This window comes from Streptomyces sp. NBC_00637, assembly GCF_045161545.1.
Lineage (GTDB): Bacteria > Actinomycetota > Actinomycetes > Streptomycetales > Streptomycetaceae > Streptomyces.
This window is the reverse complement of sequence record NZ_CP109046.1, coordinates 2965880-2983916: the sequence shown is the minus strand read 5'-3', so window position 1 is coordinate 2983916 and position 18037 is coordinate 2965880. Positions and strand designations below refer to the sequence as shown.

At 70.4% G+C, this 18037-nt stretch carries 12 protein-coding genes; 9 read left to right on the top strand and 3 right to left on the bottom strand.

All coding sequences use genetic code 11. The features are described 5' to 3' along the window. Positions 1-17: 17 nt before the first annotated feature. Both OG440_RS12690 and OG440_RS12685 read right to left on the bottom strand, forming a co-directional pair. Positions 18-851, bottom strand: coding sequence for a hypothetical protein (locus tag OG440_RS12690; protein WP_406006947.1), 834 nt, complete (start codon positions 849-851; stop codon positions 18-20). An 18-nt stretch (positions 852-869) separates the two neighbouring features. Further along, positions 870-1160, bottom strand: a complete 291-nt coding sequence (locus tag OG440_RS12685; RefSeq protein ID WP_406006946.1) for a hypothetical protein — start codon at positions 1158-1160, stop codon at positions 870-872. Between the two features lie 318 nt (positions 1161-1478). On the opposite strand from OG440_RS12685, the gene OG440_RS12680 reads away from it, so the two are divergent. The 7 genes from OG440_RS12680 to OG440_RS12650 all read left to right on the top strand — a co-directional run bounded on the left by OG440_RS12680 (position 1479) and on the right by OG440_RS12650 (position 12655). Beyond that, positions 1479-3662: an ABC transporter family substrate-binding protein gene (locus tag OG440_RS12680; protein WP_406006945.1), complete on the top strand. Its 2184-nt coding sequence runs from the start codon at positions 1479-1481 to the stop codon at positions 3660-3662. 162 nt (positions 3663-3824) lie between these two features. After that, entirely contained in the window at positions 3825-5732 is a 1908-nt protein-coding gene (gene typA / locus OG440_RS12675) for a translational GTPase TypA (protein WP_406006944.1), read from the top strand. Positions 5733-6400: 668 nt separating this feature from the next. Further along, positions 6401-7435: an ABC transporter permease gene (locus OG440_RS12670; RefSeq protein ID WP_406006943.1), complete on the top strand. Its 1035-nt coding sequence runs from the start codon at positions 6401-6403 to the stop codon at positions 7433-7435. A gap of 53 nt (positions 7436-7488) precedes the next feature. Then, positions 7489-9294, top strand: a complete 1806-nt coding sequence (locus tag OG440_RS12665) for an ABC transporter substrate-binding protein (RefSeq protein ID WP_406006942.1) — start codon at positions 7489-7491, stop codon at positions 9292-9294. Positions 9295-9417: 123 nt separating this feature from the next. Continuing rightward, the gene (locus OG440_RS12660) at positions 9418-10398 is read left to right on the top strand and encodes an ABC transporter permease (protein WP_406006941.1); all 981 of its coding nucleotides are present in this window, start codon (positions 9418-9420) and stop codon (positions 10396-10398) included. Between the two features lie 32 nt (positions 10399-10430). After that, positions 10431-11492, top strand: coding sequence for an ABC transporter ATP-binding protein (locus OG440_RS12655; RefSeq protein WP_406006940.1), 1062 nt, complete (start codon positions 10431-10433; stop codon positions 11490-11492). 47 nt (positions 11493-11539) lie between these two features. After that, positions 11540-12655 carry an ABC transporter ATP-binding protein gene (locus OG440_RS12650; protein ID WP_406006939.1) on the top strand — a complete coding sequence of 372 codons (1116 nt, stop codon included), beginning with the start codon at positions 11540-11542 and terminating at the stop codon, positions 12653-12655. A gap of 340 nt (positions 12656-12995) precedes the next feature. Here OG440_RS12650 and OG440_RS12645 read toward each other — a convergent pair whose 3' ends face one another. Then, complete coding sequence (locus OG440_RS12645) at positions 12996-13736, bottom strand: class I SAM-dependent methyltransferase (protein WP_406006938.1); 741 nt, start codon at positions 13734-13736, stop codon at positions 12996-12998. Positions 13737-13833: 97 nt separating this feature from the next. On the opposite strand from OG440_RS12645, the gene OG440_RS12640 reads away from it, so the two are divergent. Together OG440_RS12640 and OG440_RS12635 are read left to right on the top strand one after the other, a co-directional pair. Beyond that, positions 13834-14340 carry a DinB family protein gene (locus tag OG440_RS12640; RefSeq protein ID WP_406006937.1) on the top strand — a complete coding sequence of 169 codons (507 nt, stop codon included), beginning with the start codon at positions 13834-13836 and terminating at the stop codon, positions 14338-14340. A gap of 304 nt (positions 14341-14644) precedes the next feature. Further along, positions 14645-18022, top strand: coding sequence for a BTAD domain-containing putative transcriptional regulator (locus OG440_RS12635; protein WP_406006936.1), 3378 nt, complete (start codon positions 14645-14647; stop codon positions 18020-18022). Positions 18023-18037 lie beyond the last annotated feature (15 nt).

Sequence of the window (18037 nt, the reverse complement as noted above, 5' to 3'; positions counted from 1 at the left end):
CAGCAGGCCCCACTCATCTAGAAAAACCTCGGATCGTCGAAGACACCGGACGCGACGAGATACACGTAGAAGTCGGCGAGCGCCACGCTCACCAGCGACGCCCACGCCAGCAGCATGTGCCGGGCGTTCAGCTTCCCCACGAAGCGCCAGGCCCGGTAGCGCACGGGGTGCCGGGAGAAGTGCTTCAGCTGGCCGCCGACGATGTGCCGGCAGGAGTGGCAGGAGATCGTGTACGCCCAGATCAGCGTGATGTTGACCAGGAAGACCAGGGTCCCGAGACCCATGTGACCCCACGCGTAGTGCTCGTCGCGGAAGGCGAGCACGGTGTCGTACGTCAGGATCCCGGCGACGACGACCGCGGCGTAGAAGAAGTACCGGTGGATGTTCTGGAGGATCAGCGGGAAGCGGGTCTCGCCGGTGTACTTCCTGTGGGGCTCGGCCACGGCGCAGGCGGGCGGGGACGCCCAGAAGCCGCGGTAGTAGGCCTTGCGGTAGTAGTAGCAGGTCAGGCGGAAGCCGAGCGGGAAGATCAGGATGAGGATCGCGGGGGAGAGGCCCCACCAGCTGCCGAACAGGTCCGCGTTGGGGCCGGACCGCATGGTCTGGCAGTTCTCCGCCAGACACGGGGAGAAGAACGGCGAGACGTACGGCGCCGCGTAGTAGTCCGCGTTCGCCAGGGCCCGCCAGGTCGAGTAGACGATGAACGCCAGCAGGCCGGCGGCGGTGACCGCGGGGGCCAGCCACCAGCGGTCGGTGCGCAGATGGGGAGCGGCGATCGCGGCGCGTCCTGCGCCGCGTACGCCGCTCGGGGGTCGGGGGTCGGTGGGTGAGGGTTCCGTACCAGTGGCCAACTCAGGACTCCGGTCGGGTCAGGGGGCGTGCCGGCCCCGGGCGCCGAGTCCCTCGTCGTCCGTGTCGATCCACAGGGAGTCGTCGTACGGGGTATCGGGGATGGTGACGAGTTCGGGCCGGCGCGACGAGCCGGGCTGGGAGACGGCCTGGCGCAGCAGCGCGACGCTCTCCCTCAGATGGTCGGCATCGGCGCGGACCCGGCGCATTTCCAGGCCGGTGCCGCCGAGCTGCTGTTCCAGGCGGCCGACGGACCGGGAGAGGTCGTCGAGACAGCGCTGGGCCGTGGTGAGGTCGTCGTGCACGGACATGAGCAGTCCTCGCTTCCGTGGGGGCTGGGCCCTGGACGGCAACGTTCATGCGCCTGCGAGTGTTGCGCGTCACACCGGTCGATGTGAAGGCGTGTGCAGCGATTGGCGGCTGCGTTGCTCCGCACGAGTGGCCTTGGCAGGCCCTGCCGCCGTGTCGCCCACGGCAGGCGAACCCTTTCCTCTTCAGTGAGCCATAGATCTGATCAACACCAAAATACCGCCAAACGTGATCAAAACGCACCCACGTCGACGTATGCGCGTCCATGTTTCCGGGGTGTTCGGGTCACCGGCGACAGCGGCTCACCGGAGGTACCAGAGATGTCTCACGACGGCGTCGGCCCGCGCGCGGTCATGCGCTCGGTCGCCTTCCTCACCGCGGGCGCGCTCGCGGTGCCCCTGCTGTCCGGCTGCGGGTCCGCGGACGAGGCGGGCAAGCCCCTGGCCCGCCAGGACATCGCCCCGGCGAGCCGCGCCCGGGTCGCCGAGGGCGGCTCACTGCGCTGGGCCGTGGACGCGGTCCCGGAGACGTTCAACACCTTCCAGTCGGACGCCGACGGCGCGACCACGCGGGTCGCCCAGGCCGTCCTGCCCTCGATGTACCGGCTGGACGCGACCGGGCGGCCGCAGCGCGACTCCGACTACCTGGAGTCCGCGAAGGTCGTCGACACCGAGCCCAAGCAGGTCGTCCTGTACAAGCTGAACCAGCAGGCCGTCTGGAGCGACGGACGGGAGATCGGCGCCGCCGACTTCGCCGCCCAGTGGCGGGCCCTGGCGGGCAAGGACAGCGCCTACTGGACCGCCCGCAACGCCGGCTACGAGCGCATCGAGAAGGTCGAGCGCGGGGCCAACGACCTGGAGGTCCGGGTCACCTTCAAGCGGACCTACGCCGACTGGCGGTCGCTGTTCTCCCCGCTGTACCCGAAGGACGTCATGGGCACGCCCGACTCGTTCAACGACGGGGCACGCCGCAAGCTGAAGGTGACCGCCGGCCCGTTCGTGCTCAAGAAGGTCGACCGCAAGAAGAAGCAGGTGCTCCTCACCCGCAACGCCCGCTGGTGGGGCCGGCCGGCCAAGCTCTCCGAGATCGTGCTGACGGCCGTCCCGAGGGACGAGCGGACGTCCGCGCTGGCCGCCGGGAAGATCGACCTGGCCGAGATCGACCCGGCCGCCGCCCAGCGCGTCGACGGCGCCGCCCACGGCACGGCCGGACCGCTCGCCGGACCCGGCTCCGGACGCACCGCCGCCAAGGCGCTGCGCTCCTGGGCGCTCGCCCACGGTTCGGACGACGACGCGGCCGAGGACGAGGTCGAGGCCCGCACCAAGCTGCGCGAGGCGATCGCGAAGTGGGAGGAGCAGCAGAAGGCGCTGCGCGGCTTCGAGGTACGCAGGTCGCTGGAGCCGGCGTATACACAGCTGGCGCTGAACGGCGCCGACGGACCGCTGGCGGACGAGCGGGTGCGGCGGGCCGTCGCCCGTGCGCTGGACCGCAGGGCACTGGCCAAGGTCGTGCTGAAGCCGCTGGGTCTGCCCGCGGAGCCCGTCGGCAGCCACCTGGCCCTGGCCGGGCAGGACGCGTACGCCGACAACAGCGGGGCGCTGGGCGGCCAGGACACCACCGAGGCCCAGGCCCTGCTCGCGGACGCCGGATGGGTGCCCGGAGGCCCGGTCACCAAGCAGGAGAAGACCGAGAAGGCCGCCGGGTCGAAGGGGAAGAAGGCGGACTCCGACGACGACTCCTCGGACGGCGACGGCACCTACGTCGTCGGTGCGGACGACAAGGGCAAGACGGCGCGCAGGAGCGACGAGGGCGGACGGCAGCTGGCCCAGGACGGCAAGCAGTTCAAGCAGCCGCACCAGGGCGGTGCCCCCGGCGCCTACGCCCCCAAGGGCACCGCGGCGCCGGCCGCCGCCCCGGCCAAGGCGCTGGCGAAGGACGGCAAGGCGCTCACCCTGCGGTTCGTGCTGCCGTCCGGCCCGGGATCGGAGCCGCTGGCGGCGGTCGCCGCGCGGATCACCAAGATGCTGGCGAAGGTCGGCATCGGCACGGACATCACCAAGGTCTCGGACGAGAGCTACTTCAAGGACCACGTCGCCTCCGGTGAGTACGACCTGGCGCTGTACTCCTGGCCCGGGTCCGCCTTCCCCGCCACCGACGCCCGGCCGATCTACGCGAAGCCGGTGCCGGCCGCCGACGGCTCGCTGAGCGTCGAGCAGAACTACACCCGGGTCGGCACGGACCAGGTCGATCAACTGTTCGAGCGGGCGGTCTCGACCCTGGACGAGGGGGAACAGCGGTCCCTGATCCGCAAGGCCGACTCCCGTATCTGGGCGGCTGCCGGATCGATTCCTCTCTATCAGCGCCCGCAGCTCACCGCGGTACGGAAGAACGTGGTCAACGCGGGCTCCTTCGGCTTCGAGACCCCCGTCTACCAGGACATGGGCTTCCTCGGGAAGGCCGCGGGGAAGGGCGCGAAGGCCTCCGCGAGCCCCTCCCGCAAGTGAGCCCGAGGTGAGCTCGAAGTGAGCCGAGTGGCCCTGCGGGGGCCGTCCCCCGCCGGGCCACGTACCATGGGGTGAGGCCGTGGCGTGTCAAGCCCGGCAGGGCCCGCGTAACACAGACGTACGCAGCAGGGTCGCCCTCACACTCCGGGAGAACGCCGCTTTATGGCCACGCGCCACGACATTCGCAACGTAGCCATCGTCGCCCACGTCGACCACGGCAAGACGACTCTGGTCGACGCCATGCTCAAGCAGGCCGGTGCCTTCGCCGCGCACGCCGCCGAGTCGCTCGACGACCGCATGATGGACTCGAACGACCTGGAGCGTGAGAAGGGCATCACGATCCTCGCCAAGAACACGGCGGTGAAGTACCACCCCAAGGACGGGGGGGACGTCATCACCATCAACATCATCGACACCCCCGGTCACGCCGACTTCGGCGGCGAGGTGGAGCGCGGCCTGTCGATGGTCGACGCCGTCGTGCTGCTGGTGGACGCCTCCGAGGGTCCGCTGCCGCAGACCCGCTTCGTGCTGCGCAAGGCGCTCCAGCAGCGTCTGCCCGTCATCTTGTGCATCAACAAGACCGACCGCGCGGACTCCAGGATCGACGAGGTCGTCAACGAGACCTACGACCTCTTCCTGGACCTGGACGCCGACGAGGACCAGATCGAGTTCCCGATCGTCTACGCGTGTGCGCGTGACGGTGTCGCCTCGCTGACCAAGCCGGAGGACGGCACGGTCCCGCAGGACAGCGACAGCCTGGAGCCGTTCTTCTCCACGATCCTGTCCCACGTCCCGGCTCCGGAGTACGACGAGGCGGCCCCGCTCCAGGCGCACGTCACCAACCTGGACGCCGACAACTTCCTCGGCCGTATCGCGCTGCTGCGCGTCGAGCAGGGCGAGCTGCGCAAGGGCCAGACGGTCACCTGGATCAAGCGCGACGGCACGATGTCCAACGTGCGCATCACCGAGCTGCTGATGACCGAGGCGCTCACCCGCAAGCCGGCCGAGATGGCGGGCCCCGGTGACATCTGTGCCGTGGCCGGTATCCCGGACATCATGATCGGTGAGACCCTCGCCGACCCCGAGAACCCGATCGCGCTCCCGCTGATCACGGTCGACGAGCCGGCGATCTCCATGACCATCGGCACGAACACCTCGCCGCTGGTCGGCCGCGGCGGCACCGGCAAGGGTGCCTCGGCCAAGGCCGCGGTCAAGGACCGCAAGGTCACCGCCCGTCAGGTCAAGGACCGCCTCGACCGCGAGCTGATCGGTAACGTCTCGCTCCGCGTGCTCGACACCGAGCGCCCGGACGCGTGGGAGGTCCAGGGCCGTGGTGAGCTGGCGCTCGCCATCCTGGTCGAGCAGATGCGCCGTGAGGGCTTCGAGCTGACCATCGGCAAGCCCCAGGTGGTCACCCAGGAGATCGACGGCAAGGTCCACGAGCCGGTCGAGCGCATGACGATCGACGTTCCCGAGGAGCACATGGGCGCGGTCACGCAGCTCATGGGCGTCCGCAAGGGCCGGATGGACAACATGTCCAACCACGGTTCGGGCTGGGTCCGCCTGGAGTTCGTCGTTCCCTCCCGCGGCCTCATCGGCTTCCGGACCGAGTTCCTGACCGGCACGCGCGGCACGGGCATCGCCCACTCCATCCACGAGGGCCACGAGCCGTGGTTCGGCCCGCTGACGACCCGTAACAACGGTTCGCTGGTCGCCGACCGCGCCGGTGCCGTCACCGCGTTCGCGATGACGAACCTCCAGGAGCGCGGTGTGCTCTTCACCGAGCCCGGCACCGAGGTGTACGAGGGCATGATCGTCGGCGAGAACTCTCGCGCCGACGACATGGACGTGAACATCACCAAGGAGAAGAAGCTCACCAACATGCGCTCCGCCGCGGCCGACTCGTTCGAGGCGATCGTGCCGCCGCGCAAGCTGTCGCTCGAGCAGTCGCTGGAGTTCTGCCGCGACGACGAGTGCGTCGAGGTGACCCCGGAGGCGGTTCGCATCCGCAAGGTCGTGCTCGACCAGCGTGACCGCGCCCGTACCGCGAGCCGCGCCAAGCACGGCTGATACGCGGGTAGTTCGGCTCCGCAGCACACTCCGAGGCCCGGGTGTCCCCATCGTGGGGGCGCCCGGGCTTTTCGCAACCCGTTTTTTCGGGTCCACACGGTGACCACTGTCCGAAATGCGGAGATCCTCGCCCGATAGCCATGTAACAAGTCCGTTTCGCGGCCTTCTCGCGCCAGAGCCTTTGTCCGGATTTTGGAAGATCCAGGCGTCAGCTGTGACTGAATTGAGATTTAAAGACGGTGGTCGGCACATGGCGCATGCCAGATAGTTAGCCGCGTAACGCTCGGGTCAATGGGTCTCGCGCTGTGGGGACAGCGCCGACTCGCGAGCACCAGGGGGTGTCTGACCCTCCGTCAGGGGTGGCGGAGGTCGGACGAGCGCCCCTCCTGTCGGTGAACACGTGGAGTCACAAGGAGGATCCCCATGCCAGTCAGGCGACCCATGCGGTCCATCACCGGTCTGCCCGCTCCCGCCCGCGGCGACTGTCACTGACCTGACGACCGGCCGCCCACCGCGGCCGTGCGGCTACGCGCGTCCGGCTGCGGCTTCTTCCGTGCCCCGTCCGGCGTGTTCCGGCGTCCCTTCATGCACCGATCGGCGACCACGCGGCAGCCCGCGTCCGTCGCCGGTTCGGCACACCCACACCCGTGAAGTGAAATGGGCGAACTGTGACAAGTCCTACCGACATCGAGGGCGGCGGTACGTCGGTCGTGGTCGACGGTGACCAGGAGCCGGCACCCGCGTCCGAGGCCAAGGTGCCCGTGGGCCGGTCTCCCGGTCAGCTCATGTGGCTCCGCTTCAAGCGGGACCGCACGGGCGTGCTCTCGGCCTACGTCGTGCTGTTCTTCTTCCTGGTCGGCCTGCTCGCCCCGCTGATCGCGAAGCTCTACGGCAAGAACCCGTACACCGTGTTCGCGGACGAACGGCCGGAGCTGTTCGACAGCGCGGGTGTGCCGGTGCAGCCCAACGGCGGGATCAGCGGCGAGTTTTGGTTCGGCCTCGAACCGGGCAACGGCTACGACGTGTTCACCAAACTGCTCTACGGGATCCGCAACTCGCTGGGCATCTCCCTCGCGGTCACCCTCGCCACGGTGCTGACCGGCATCGTCCTCGGGGTCGCGGCCGGCTATCTCGGCGGCCGGACGGACTTCCTGATCAGCCGGGTGATCGACTTCCTGCTCGCCATCCCGGCCCAGCTGTTCTTCATCGCGAGCATGCCGGTCGTGGTCTCCCTGTTCGTCAGCCCGCGCGACGAGACGCCCGTCTACGTCCGGGTCGTCGCCCTGATCTCGGTGCAGTGGGTCCTCGGCTGGATGAGCCTCGGCCGCATCCTGCGCGGCACCAGTCTCGCCCTGCGGGAAAGGGAGTTCATCGAGGCCGCCAAGGTGAGCGGGGCGCCGCCGGGCCGCATCATCCGCAAGGAGATCCTGCCCAACGTGGTCACGCCGATCCTCGTGCAGGCCACCTACATGCTGCCGAACTTCGTGACCGCCGAGGCCGGTCTGTCCTTCCTCGGCGTGGGACTGGTCGAACCGACGCCGGACTGGGGCCAGATGTTCTCCAAGGCGGCGACCGAACTCGTGATGCAGAACGACATCACCTACATGTTCTTCCCCGGTGTCTCGATGATCATCTTCATCGTGGCGTTCAACCTGCTCGGGGACTCGGTCAGGGACGCCTTCGACCCCAAGACGGCGCGCTGATCCGCACATCATCACCAACTGCTGGACTCACAGAGATGGGTGGGAAACGAGTGATGGGTAAGGGTGGACGCCGCGCGTACGCCGCGCTCTCGCTGGTCGCCGCCGGAGCGCTCGTGCTCTCCGGTTGCAGCGACGGCGGCAGCAAGGAAGGCAGCAACAAGGACGACAAGGAGAACGCCCAACGGCAGCAGTCCTCCATCGACTTCGGCGACGTGAAGGCCTCGACCGGCCCGGCCGCCGAGGTCCCGGGCGCCAAACCCGGAGGCGCGGTCACCGTTCTCCAGAGAGACAGCTACGCGCACCTCGACCCCGGCCAGATCTACGTCTCCGACGAGATGGCCCTTTCGCAGCTCATCCACCGCGGTCTGACCGGCTACAAGGCGACCGGTGAGGACGGCAAGAAGCACGAGGTCGTCGGCGACCTGGCCACCGACAGCGGCACCACCACCGACGGCGGCAAGACCTGGAAGTACACGCTGAAGGACGGGGTCAAGTGGGCCGACGGCTCCGCGATCACCGCCACCGACGCGCGCCACACCTTCGAGCGGCTGTTCGCGCCGTTCGTCGCCAACGGCCCGACCTTCATCCAGCAGTGGCTCGCCGACACACCGGGCACGGGGTATCGCGACCTGCTCAAGGGCGGCCCGTACGGCGGCAAGCACCTGCCGGACACCGTCCTGGAGACGCCGGACGCGAAGACGATCGTCTTCAAGTTCAAGAAGCCCAAGCCCGACCTGCCCTACGCGCTGGCCATGGCCGGCTACTCGCTCGTCTCGAAGGCGAAGGACACCAAGGAGAAGTACGACAAAGCCCCGATGACCTCGGGCCCGTACAAGATCCAGGACTTCAAGTCCGGCAAGTCGATGGTCCTGGTGAAGAACACCAACTGGGACCCGAAGACCGACCCGATCCGGCACCAGTACATCGACCGGTTCACCTTCGCGTTCAACAAGCAGTACGAGGACTCCACCAAGGCCATCCTCGACGACTCCGGCGCCAACGCCACCGCGGTCAGCTTCAACAACGAGGTCGACGCGGGCAACCTGTCGAAGGTCCTCGCCGACGCCACGCTGAAGTCCCGCACCGTCGCCGGCTACCAGCCGTACGTGGGTCAGATCGACATCAACCTGTCCCAGAAGGAGATGCAGGACAAGACGGTCCGCGAGGCCATCGCCTACGCTCTGCCGATCACCCCGTTCGTGCGCGCCTACGGCGGTACCGCGGCCCGCGAGGTCGCCGGCGGTCTGATCAGCCCGACCGTCTCCGGCTACAACCCGAACTTCGACCCCTTCGGCAAGAAGAAGAAGCCGGCCGGTGACCCGGTCAAGGCCAAGGAACTCCTGGAGAAGGCCGGCAAGGTGGGCCTGAAGCTGACCTTCGGCTACATCAACACCCCCGAGGGCCAGCAGTACTCCACCGCCATGGCCGCGGGTCTGGAGAAGGCCGGATTCGACGTCCAGCGCCAGGAGATCCCGGCCGAGACCTATTACGACCAGGTCGGCAAGGTCAAGAACAACTTCGACATCTACCACACCGCGTGGGGTGCCGACTGGCCGAGCTCCTCGACCGTCATCCCGCCGCTCTACGACGGACGCCAGATCCAGGACGGCGCCGCGAACTACTCGCACATCAACGACCCGAAGGTGAACGCCGACATCGACAAGGCGAGCACCATCACCGACCCGATCAAGGCCGCCGAGGCCTGGAACAAGATCAACGAGTACATCGTGAAGGACGTCGTCTCCAACATCCCGACGGCGTACTACAAGCAGACCCAGATCGCCGGTTCGAAGATCGGTGGCCTCGTGTACGACGACGTCATCGGCGGCATCGACCCGCGCAGGCTGTTTGTGAAGTAACCCCTTCCCGAGCGCGGCGCCCGGTGCGCCCCGTCCCGTCCGCGCGACGGGGCGCACCGGCCCGCACGGCCCTTTGAGCCGGCTCCGCGAGCCGTCCTCACGAGCCCGAAAGCTGCCACTGAGATGCTGCGCTTCCTTCTTCGCCGGACCCTCGGCTCGCTGGTGATCCTGGTCCTGCTGACCGTCGTCGCCTTCCTGCTGTTCTTCGGCATGCCCCGTGACCCGGCGCTGCTGATGTGCGGCAAGACGTGCACGCCCGACGCGCTGGCCAACATCCATCGCACGCTCGGCATCGACAAGTCGATCCCCGAGCAGTTCTGGATCTTCCTTCAGGGGCTGCTCGCGGGCCGGGACGACTTCGCCCAGGGGCCCTGCCCCGCCCCCTGTTTCGGCTACTCGTACCACACCAACGAGCAGGTCTGGTCGACCCTGATGGACCGGCTGCCGCTCACCGTCTCGCTCGCGCTCGGCGCCACCGTCGTCTTCCTGTTCGTCGGACTCGGCACCGGGATGCTGGCCGCCTGGCGGCGCGGCACGCTCATCGACAAGTCTTTCACCGCGGGCTCCATGGTGCTCAGCTCGATGCAGATCTACTTCCTGGGACCGCTCGCCCTCGCGGTGCTGGTGTACCAGACCCACCTCTTCGACGAGCCCCGGTACACCGAGCTCACCCAGGATCCCGTCGCCTGGTTCACCGGGCTGATGATCCCCTGGGTCGTGCTGTCCACGATCTTCGCCGCGCAGTACACCCGTATGGCGCGCTCGTCGATGATCGAGCAGCTCCAGGAGGAACACATCCGCACCGCCCGCGCCAAGGGGATGAGCCGGCGGTACGTCTTCTTCCGGTACGCCTGGCGCGGCTCCCTCATCCCGATCGTCACCATCCTCGGCATCGACCTCTCCTCGATGCTGGGCGGCGCGATCATCACCGAGTACACCTTCGGACTGCCCGGCCTCGGTCATCTCGCGGTGGAGTCCGTGCAGTTCAGCGACCTTCCGCTGCTGCTCGGCGTGATGCTCTTCGCCGCCGCCGTGATCCTGCTGTGCAACATCGTCGTCGACGCCTGCTACGCCTTCATCGACCCGCGCGTACGGCTGGCCTAGCCGTCTCCCGGACCGTCGTCAGGAGCTTTGTCGTGACCACTGTGACCAAGGAGGCCGGGGCGCCCGTCCCGGCCGGCGCGGGCGCGTTCCTCTCGGTACGGGACCTGCATGTCAGCTTCACCACGGAGGACGGTGCCGTCCGGGCCGTCGACGGACTCTCCTTCGACCTCGAACGCGGCCGCACCCTGGGCATCGTCGGCGAGTCCGGATCGGGGAAGTCCGTCACCAACCTCACCGTTCTCGGGCTGCACAACCCGATGTTCACCACCGTCGAGGGCGAGATCCTGCTGGAGGGCCAGGAGCTGACCACGGCCCGGGAGTCGGAACTGGAGAAGCTGCGCGGCAACAAGATCGCGATGATCTTCCAGGACCCGCTCACCGCGCTCTCCCCCTACTACACCGTCGGCCGGCAGATCGCCGAGCCGTACATGAAGCACCGGGGCGCCTCGAAGAAGGCCGCCTGGGAGCGCACGGTGGAGATGCTCGGCAAGGTCGGCATCCCCCACCCCCGGGAACGGGCCAAGGACTACCCGCACCAGTTCTCCGGCGGAATGCGGCAACGCGCGATGATCGCGATGGCGCTGATCTGCGACCCCGACCTGCTGATCGCCGACGAGCCGACCACCGCGCTCGACGTCACCGTCCAGGCGCAGATCCTCGATCTGCTGAAGGACCTCCAGCGGGAGTTCGGCACCGCGATCATCTTCATCACGCACGACCTCGGGGTCATCGCCGACATGGCCGACGACATCATGGTGATGTACGCGGGCGCCGCGGTCGAGCGCGGCACCACCGAGCAGGTGCTGCGTGCACCACAACACCCCTACACCTGGGGCTTGTTGAACTCCATGCCCCGGTTGGACTCGGACCTGGGCACGCCGCTCGCCCCCATCCCCGGCACCCCGCCGTCGCTGCTGACCCCGCCCTCCGGCTGCCGCTTCCACCCCCGCTGCACCTTCCGGGACCGGATCGCCGGCAACCGCTGTGTCACCGAACGTCCCCTGTTGGCACCGGACCGCGCCTCCGCCTGTCACCTGACGGCGGAGCAGAAGCGGACCATCTTCGTGGACGAGATCAGGCCCCGGCTGGGATAGGGCAGGCCCTTGTGGAGCAGACACGTGAAGAAGGTCAGGAGGAGCACGTGAAGAAGGAACAACCCGTTCTCCCCGCCCCGCGCGAGGCGGGCGCCGACGGCGAGGGGGAGCAGCTGCTCGTCGTGGAGGGGCTCACCAAGCACTTCCCGGTCAAGGGAGGCTTCCCGATCCGGCGTACGGTCGGCCAGGTGCAGGCCGTGGACGGCATCGACCTGAGCGTCCGGGCCGGCGAGAGCTTCGGCCTGGTGGGGGAGTCGGGGTGCGGCAAGTCCACGACGGGCCGGCTGATCACCCGGCTCATGGAGCCCACGGCCGGGACGATCACGTACCGCGGGCAGGACATCTCGCACGCCTCGCGCCGGCAGCTGGCGCCGATCCGCTCCGAGATCCAGATGATCTTCCAGGACCCCTACTCCTCGCTCAACCCCCGGCAGACCGTCGGCAAGATCGTCTCCGGGCCGATGGAGGTCAACGGGATCGAGCCCGAGGGCGGCCGGGAAAAACGGGTGCGCGAGCTGCTGGAGATCGTGGGTCTCAACCCCGAGCACTACAACCGCTTCCCGCACGAGTTCTCCGGCGGCCAGCGCCAGCGCATCGGCGTCGCCCGCGCGCTGGCCCTCGAACCCAAGCTGATCGTGGCCGACGAGCCGGTCTCCGCGCTCGACGTGTCCATCCAGGCGCAGGTCGTCAACCTGCTCCAGAAGGTCCGGCAGGAACTCGGCATCGCGTTCCTGTTCATCGCCCACGACCTGGCCGTCGTCCGGCACTTCTCGCAGCGCGTGGCCGTCATGTACCTCGGGAAGATCATCGAGGTCGGCGACCGCGACTCCATCTACGCCCGGCCGCGGCACCCGTACACCCACGCGCTGCTCTCCGCGGTCCCCGAGGTGAACGTCGCCGGCGGGGACACGGCCGCGCGCGAACGGATCCGGCTTGCCGGGGACGTGCCGTCGCCCATCGCCCCGCCCTCGGGCTGCCGGTTCCGGACCCGGTGCTGGAAGGCGCAGGACAAGTGCGCGGCCGAGGAGCCGCCGCTGGTCCGGATCTCCGGCAACCACGAGGGCCATCTGACGGCCTGCCACTTCCCGGAGGAGCCCACGACCGAGGCGCGCGAGGAGGACATCGTGCTGGATCCGGCGCTGACGGCGCTGGAGGAGGGGTGAGTTCGGGGGGGCATGCGCGCGTGATCGCCGGGGGTGCCCGGTGAGGCTCGTGGTTCTTCCGGTGTCGCTCGGGGGGCGCGGTTCTTCCGGGGTCGCTGCGGCGGGTGCGTGTTCTTCTGGTGTCGTCCGGCGGGTGCGGGTGCGGGTGCGGGTGCGGGTGCGGTGCCGGTGCGGATCCGTCGTGGCCGGTCGCGCAGTTCCCCGCGCCCCTCAGGGGGATTGCGCCCCTGTGGGGCTTGCCTCCCCCAGGGGTCCGCGCCCGCGAGGGGCCCGTGCCCCAAGGGGTCCCTGTGGGGTCCGCGGGGTGTAGAGGCTGTGGTGATGAACGCTCGCGGTGGTGTCAGGGGGCCGGTGTTGCCACGGTGATGATTTCCGGGCTCATCGGGGTCAGTGGTCCCCGGTTCCAGTCCCCGTACTGCTCCTCGACCCGCAGTCCCGCCTCCGCCAGGAAACCGGTCAGGCTCCCCGGGGTGAGGAAGCGGAGGGTGGCGCGGCCGGTGTGGCGCCGGGGCCAGCCGGGGGAGTCGAAGGTCTCCGTGAACGTGACCCGGTCACCGCGGGGTTCGTCCTCCAGCTCGTGCCAGACCCGTACCACCCGGCCGTCCGTGTCGGTGACCTCGCGGACGTGCTCCGGGGTCCAGGTCTCCCAGGCCCGCGCGCCCGGGTTCCGGGTCTCGAAGACGAACCGTCCGCCGTCGCCCAGGGCCGACCGTACGGACCGCAGCGCGCCGCGCAGTTCCTCGTCGCCGAGGAGCACCTGGAAGGCGTGGCCCGTCATGATCACGAGGTCGAAGTCGCCCCGCCACAGACGGATGTTGAGATCCCCGAGCAGCCACTCCACGCCGGGGGCCCGGCGCCGGGCCTGTACGAGCATCGCGGCCGCCGGATCGAGGCCCGTGAGCCGCCCCCGGTGCCCGTCCGACGCGGCCCGCGCGAGGAGCCGGCCCGTACCGCAGCCGACGTCGAGGACCGAGTCGGCGGATCTCACCAGGTTCAGGTAGAAGTCGTCGTCCGGCCCCCACGGATTGATGCTGTCGTACAGCGCGGCGAGTGTCAGATCCGCGAACGAATGATCGACCACCGCGGCAGTCTGCCACACGCCGGTGCGGCACAGGACAAGATCCAGAACATCCGAATTCCCTCGACAGGCGGGCCGCCGGCCGGAGATGCTCTGCGCGATGACGAGAACTGACGACATGCCCACCGCGTGGGACGAGCGCACCCAGCTGACCACCTTCCTCGACTACGCCCGCGACACCGCCCGCGCCAAGTGCGAGGACCTCTCCGAAGCCGACGCCCGTAAGGCGCCCCTGCCGCATTCGCCGCTGATGACGCCGAGCGGCCTGGTCAACCATCTGCGCTGGGTCGAGTACTACTGGTTCCGGGTCGTGTTCCTCGGCGAGGAGGACGAGGGGCCGTGGACCGACGAGGACCCCGACCGCGAGATGCGCATCGCCGTCGACCTCCCCCTCGCGCAGGTGCTCGACGAGTACGCCGAACACGCCGAGCGGCACCGGAAACTGGTCGCCGAGCACGACCTCGCCACCAAGGCGCAGCGGCCGACGCGCGACGGCCGGCATGTGGACCTGCGCTGGATCCTCCTGCACCTGGTCGAGGAGACGGCCCGGCACAACGGCCACCTCGACATCCTGCGCGAACTGATCGACGGCCGCACCGGCGTCTAGCCGGACGTCCGTCCCCGTGCCGACCGGTCCTCGCCGGTCGGGGCGGGGTGAAAGACGGATGAAAGATCGCCGAAGGGGTCCCGAAAGGTGACCCGGCGAGACTCTTGTCCGGGGCGGGCGACCGACGGGGGACACGCGGCGCCCGCCCCGCCCCGGCCCCGGCCGCCCCGCCTCGTACGGCGCCGGGCCACCGCCCGGGGCCCGGGCCCCGGGATTGGCCGGATCGCGACGTCCGAGATGCCGCCGGTTCCCGCTCGCGCAGGTCGGCGTTGCCCGGCCGTCGCCCCTGGACTACGTTCTGTGAATGCTCACCCCACGGCCCCGGTTCCGCCTGCTCGGACCGCTGGACGTCGAGATCGACGGACGGGCCGTCGTACTCACCGGCCGGCAACGCGCGCTGTGCGCCGTGCTCCTGCTGCACGCCAACCACGTGGTCTCCGTCGACCGGCTGATCCGGTGTCTGTGGGACGACCGGCCGCCCGGCGCGGGCGCGGCCCGGGTACGGGCCCTCGTCGCGGAGGTGCGGCGCGCCCTCGGCCCGGCGGGGACGGAGCTGCTGACCACCCGGCGGCCCGGCTACGTCATGCACGCCGGCCCGGACGAACTCGACCTGCTGGCCTTCGAGAACCTCATCAGGGACGCCTCACGGGCCGCGGCCGACGGCGACTGGCGAACGGCCCGGCGCGGCGGTGAACAGGCCCTCGCGCTGTGGCGGGACGAGCCGCTGTCCGACCTGCCGGAGATCGCGGTGCGCGAGGCCGAGCGCCAACGCCTCGCCGAGCTGCACCTCGTGGCCCGCGAGGGCGTGGCCGAGGCGGGGATCGAGACCGGCCGGCACCGCGAGGCCATCGCCGAACTCCTCCGGCTGACCGCCGCCCACCCGCTGCGCGAACGTCCCCACGGCCTGTTGATGCGCGCCCTGCACCAGGACGGGCGCAGCGCCGAGGCACTGGAGCTGTACACCGCGCTGCGCCGCCGCATGGTCGACGAACTCGGCATGGAACCCTCGGCCGACCTCAGGGACCTGCACCAGCGGCTGCTGCGCGGCGGCGGCTCCGCGGGCGCCGCCCCGCCCGAGCGGTCCGCCCCGGCGTCCGAGCGGCCCGTACCGCGTCAACTCCCGCCCACCCCGCGCCGTTTCGTCGGCCGTGACCGTGAACTCGACCGGCTCGACTCCTGTCTGCGCACCTCGGAACCGCTCGCCCTGATCGTGGGACCCGCGGGCGTCGGCAAGAGCGCCCTGGCGCTGAACTGGGCCCACCGGGTCGCCGACCGCTTCCCCGACGGCCAGCTCTTCCTCGACATGCGGGGCTTCGACAACGCCGAGCCGATGACCCCCGGCGAGGCGCTGCCGCTGCTCCTCCAGGGTCTGGGCTGCGCCCCGCGCGACATTCCGCTGGGCGCCGAGGCGCAGACCGCGCTGTACCGCACGCTGCTCGCGGACCGCAGGGTGCTGGTCGTCCTCGACGACGTGGCCGACGCGTCGTACGTACGACGGCTGTTGCCCGCCTCGGCGGGCTCGCTGACGCTGGTGACGAGCCGCGACAAGCTCAGCGGTCTGGTCACCCTGGACGGCGGTTACCGGGTCTCCTGCGACGTCCTCGACCGTGCCGCCGCGCTGGAGCTGATCAGCGGCGCCGTGGGCACGGAGGCCGTCGCCGCCGATCCGGAGGCGGCGGCACGGCTGGTCGAACTCTGCGACCACCTGCCGCTCGCCCTGTGTGTCGCGGGCTCCTGGATCGGCGACCGGCCGGGCAGCATCCGGGCCTACGTCCGTGACCTCGCGGACCGGGGGCGGCTGGCCCGGCTGCATGTCGAGGGCGAGGAGTCCGTCGCCGTACGGGCCGCGCTCGACCTGTCCTACGGGGTTCTGCCGGAGGAGGCCCGACGCGCCTTCCGCTCGCTGGGCGCGCTGCCGGGTACGGGCCGGTCGGTCCCGGCGGCGGCCGCGGCGGCCGGGACCGACGAACATCGCCTGGCCGACCTGCTGCGACTGGCCCAGCGGGTCCATCTGCTGCGCGACGTCGAGCACGGCCGTCCGGCCTGGCACGACCTCGTGCACGAGTACGCCCGCGACCGGACGGCCGCCGAGGACTCCCCCGAGGAGCGGGCCGCCGCCGTCACCCGCGTCCTCGACCACTACCTCCAGAGCGTCGTCAACGCGGCCGCCACCGCCGGCCTGTACGTCATGCGCACCCGGCCGACCGCCGTCGAGGGCTCCCTGCCGCGGAAGTTCGCCGGCCCCGAGGAGGCGTACGCCTGGTTCGACGGCGAGTGGGACGACATCGCGGCCGCGATCGGACACGCCGCCGAGCACGGCCCGGCGCCGTACGTGTGGTGGCTGGTGGACGCGCTCCAGGACCTCTTCCACCACCGCAGGCCGCTCTCCGACTGGATGCGGCTGGCGACCCTCGCCCGGGAGGTGGCCGCGCGCGGCGGGGACGAGGTCGGCCAGGCCTCCATGAGCCTGTCCCTGGGCAGTGCCCGCTGGCGCAACGGGGACCTGCGGGGCGCCCTGACGGAGTACGAGGAGGCGGAGCGGCTGGCCCGCCGGGCCGGCTGGACGTACGGCGAGGCCGGCAGCCTCCAGGGCAAGGGCGTGACCCTCAAACTGCTGGGCGAGCTGCGCCGCGCGCTGCCCTGCTACGACCGTGCCCTCGCGCTCTACCGCACCCTGGACAACGTCAAGAACGTGGAGATCATGCTGATCAACACGGCCTCCCTGAACCTCGCCCTGGGCCGCCTGGACGCGGCCGAGGAGGCGGCAAGCGCGGCCCTCGACCTGATCGGCGACACGGTCCACCACAACCGCGCGATGGCCCTCGTCAACCTCGCCCTGGTCCGGCAGAAGCAGGCCCGGTGGGACGAGGCGACGGCGGCGCTGCGCACCTGCTTCCTGGTCTCCCGCGACTCCGGGTCCACCTACACGGAGGCCGTGGCCCTGGAGGCGCTGGGCCGGGTCCGCGCCGACGCCGGCCAGGACGACCGCGCGCTCCTCGCCTACGAGGACGCACTCGCCGTCTCCCGGCGGGTGGAGAACCGCAACTGCCAGGTCGACAGCCTGGTCGGGGTCGCCGCGGTGAAGCTGCGCGGGGGCCGCGCGGAGGAGACGGCCGAACACCTCGACGCCGCCTTCGAGATCGCCGAGCGCACCGGCCACCGGGCGGGGCTCGTGGAGGTCCTGCTGGCCCGCGCCGACCTGGCCCGCGCCCAGGGACGCCCGGCCGACGCCCTGGACCATCTGGAGCGCGCCGAACGCCTCGCGGCCGACGGCAACCCCCTCACCCTCCCGCGCGTCCACCTCACCACCGCCCTGACGCTCCTCGACACCGACACCGACACCGACACCGACACCGACACCGACACCGAGTCCGGAGCCGCCTTCGTCCGGGCCCGCGACGCGGCGGCCCTGGCGGCGGACCTCGCCCGGAGCTCCGGCCAGCGCCTCCTGCACGCCCGTGCCACGGCGGCCCTCGCCGCCGCCCACGCGGCCCGCGGCGACACCGGGCCGGCGCACGAGGCCGGGACCGAGGCGGCCGCCCTGTACGCGACGCTGGGCATCCGGCGCCCTCCCGGGGACCCCGCCCCGCACCGCCCGCCGCCCCACCATCGTCACCGTGAGCTTCCACCGGACGCCGAGTCCCGCCTCACGCTGTACCTGACCGAGCACTTCGACGGCTGAGCCACGTCGGCCGCC

Coding starts and splice junctions, on each gene's coding strand:
- OG440_RS12685 (WP_406006946.1), bottom strand. CDS start 1,160: ATGTCCGTGCACGACGACCTCACCACGGCCCAGCGCTGTCTCGACGAC.
- OG440_RS12680 (WP_406006945.1), top strand. CDS start 1,479: ATGTCTCACGACGGCGTCGGCCCGCGCGCGGTCATGCGCTCGGTCGCC.
- typA (WP_406006944.1), top strand. CDS start 3,825: ATGGCCACGCGCCACGACATTCGCAACGTAGCCATCGTCGCCCACGTC.
- OG440_RS12665 (WP_406006942.1), top strand. CDS start 7,489: ATGGGTAAGGGTGGACGCCGCGCGTACGCCGCGCTCTCGCTGGTCGCC.
- OG440_RS12660 (WP_406006941.1), top strand. CDS start 9,418: ATGCTGCGCTTCCTTCTTCGCCGGACCCTCGGCTCGCTGGTGATCCTG.
- OG440_RS12640 (WP_406006937.1), top strand. CDS start 13,834: ATGACGAGAACTGACGACATGCCCACCGCGTGGGACGAGCGCACCCAG.
- OG440_RS12635 (WP_406006936.1), top strand. CDS start 14,645: ATGCTCACCCCACGGCCCCGGTTCCGCCTGCTCGGACCGCTGGACGTC.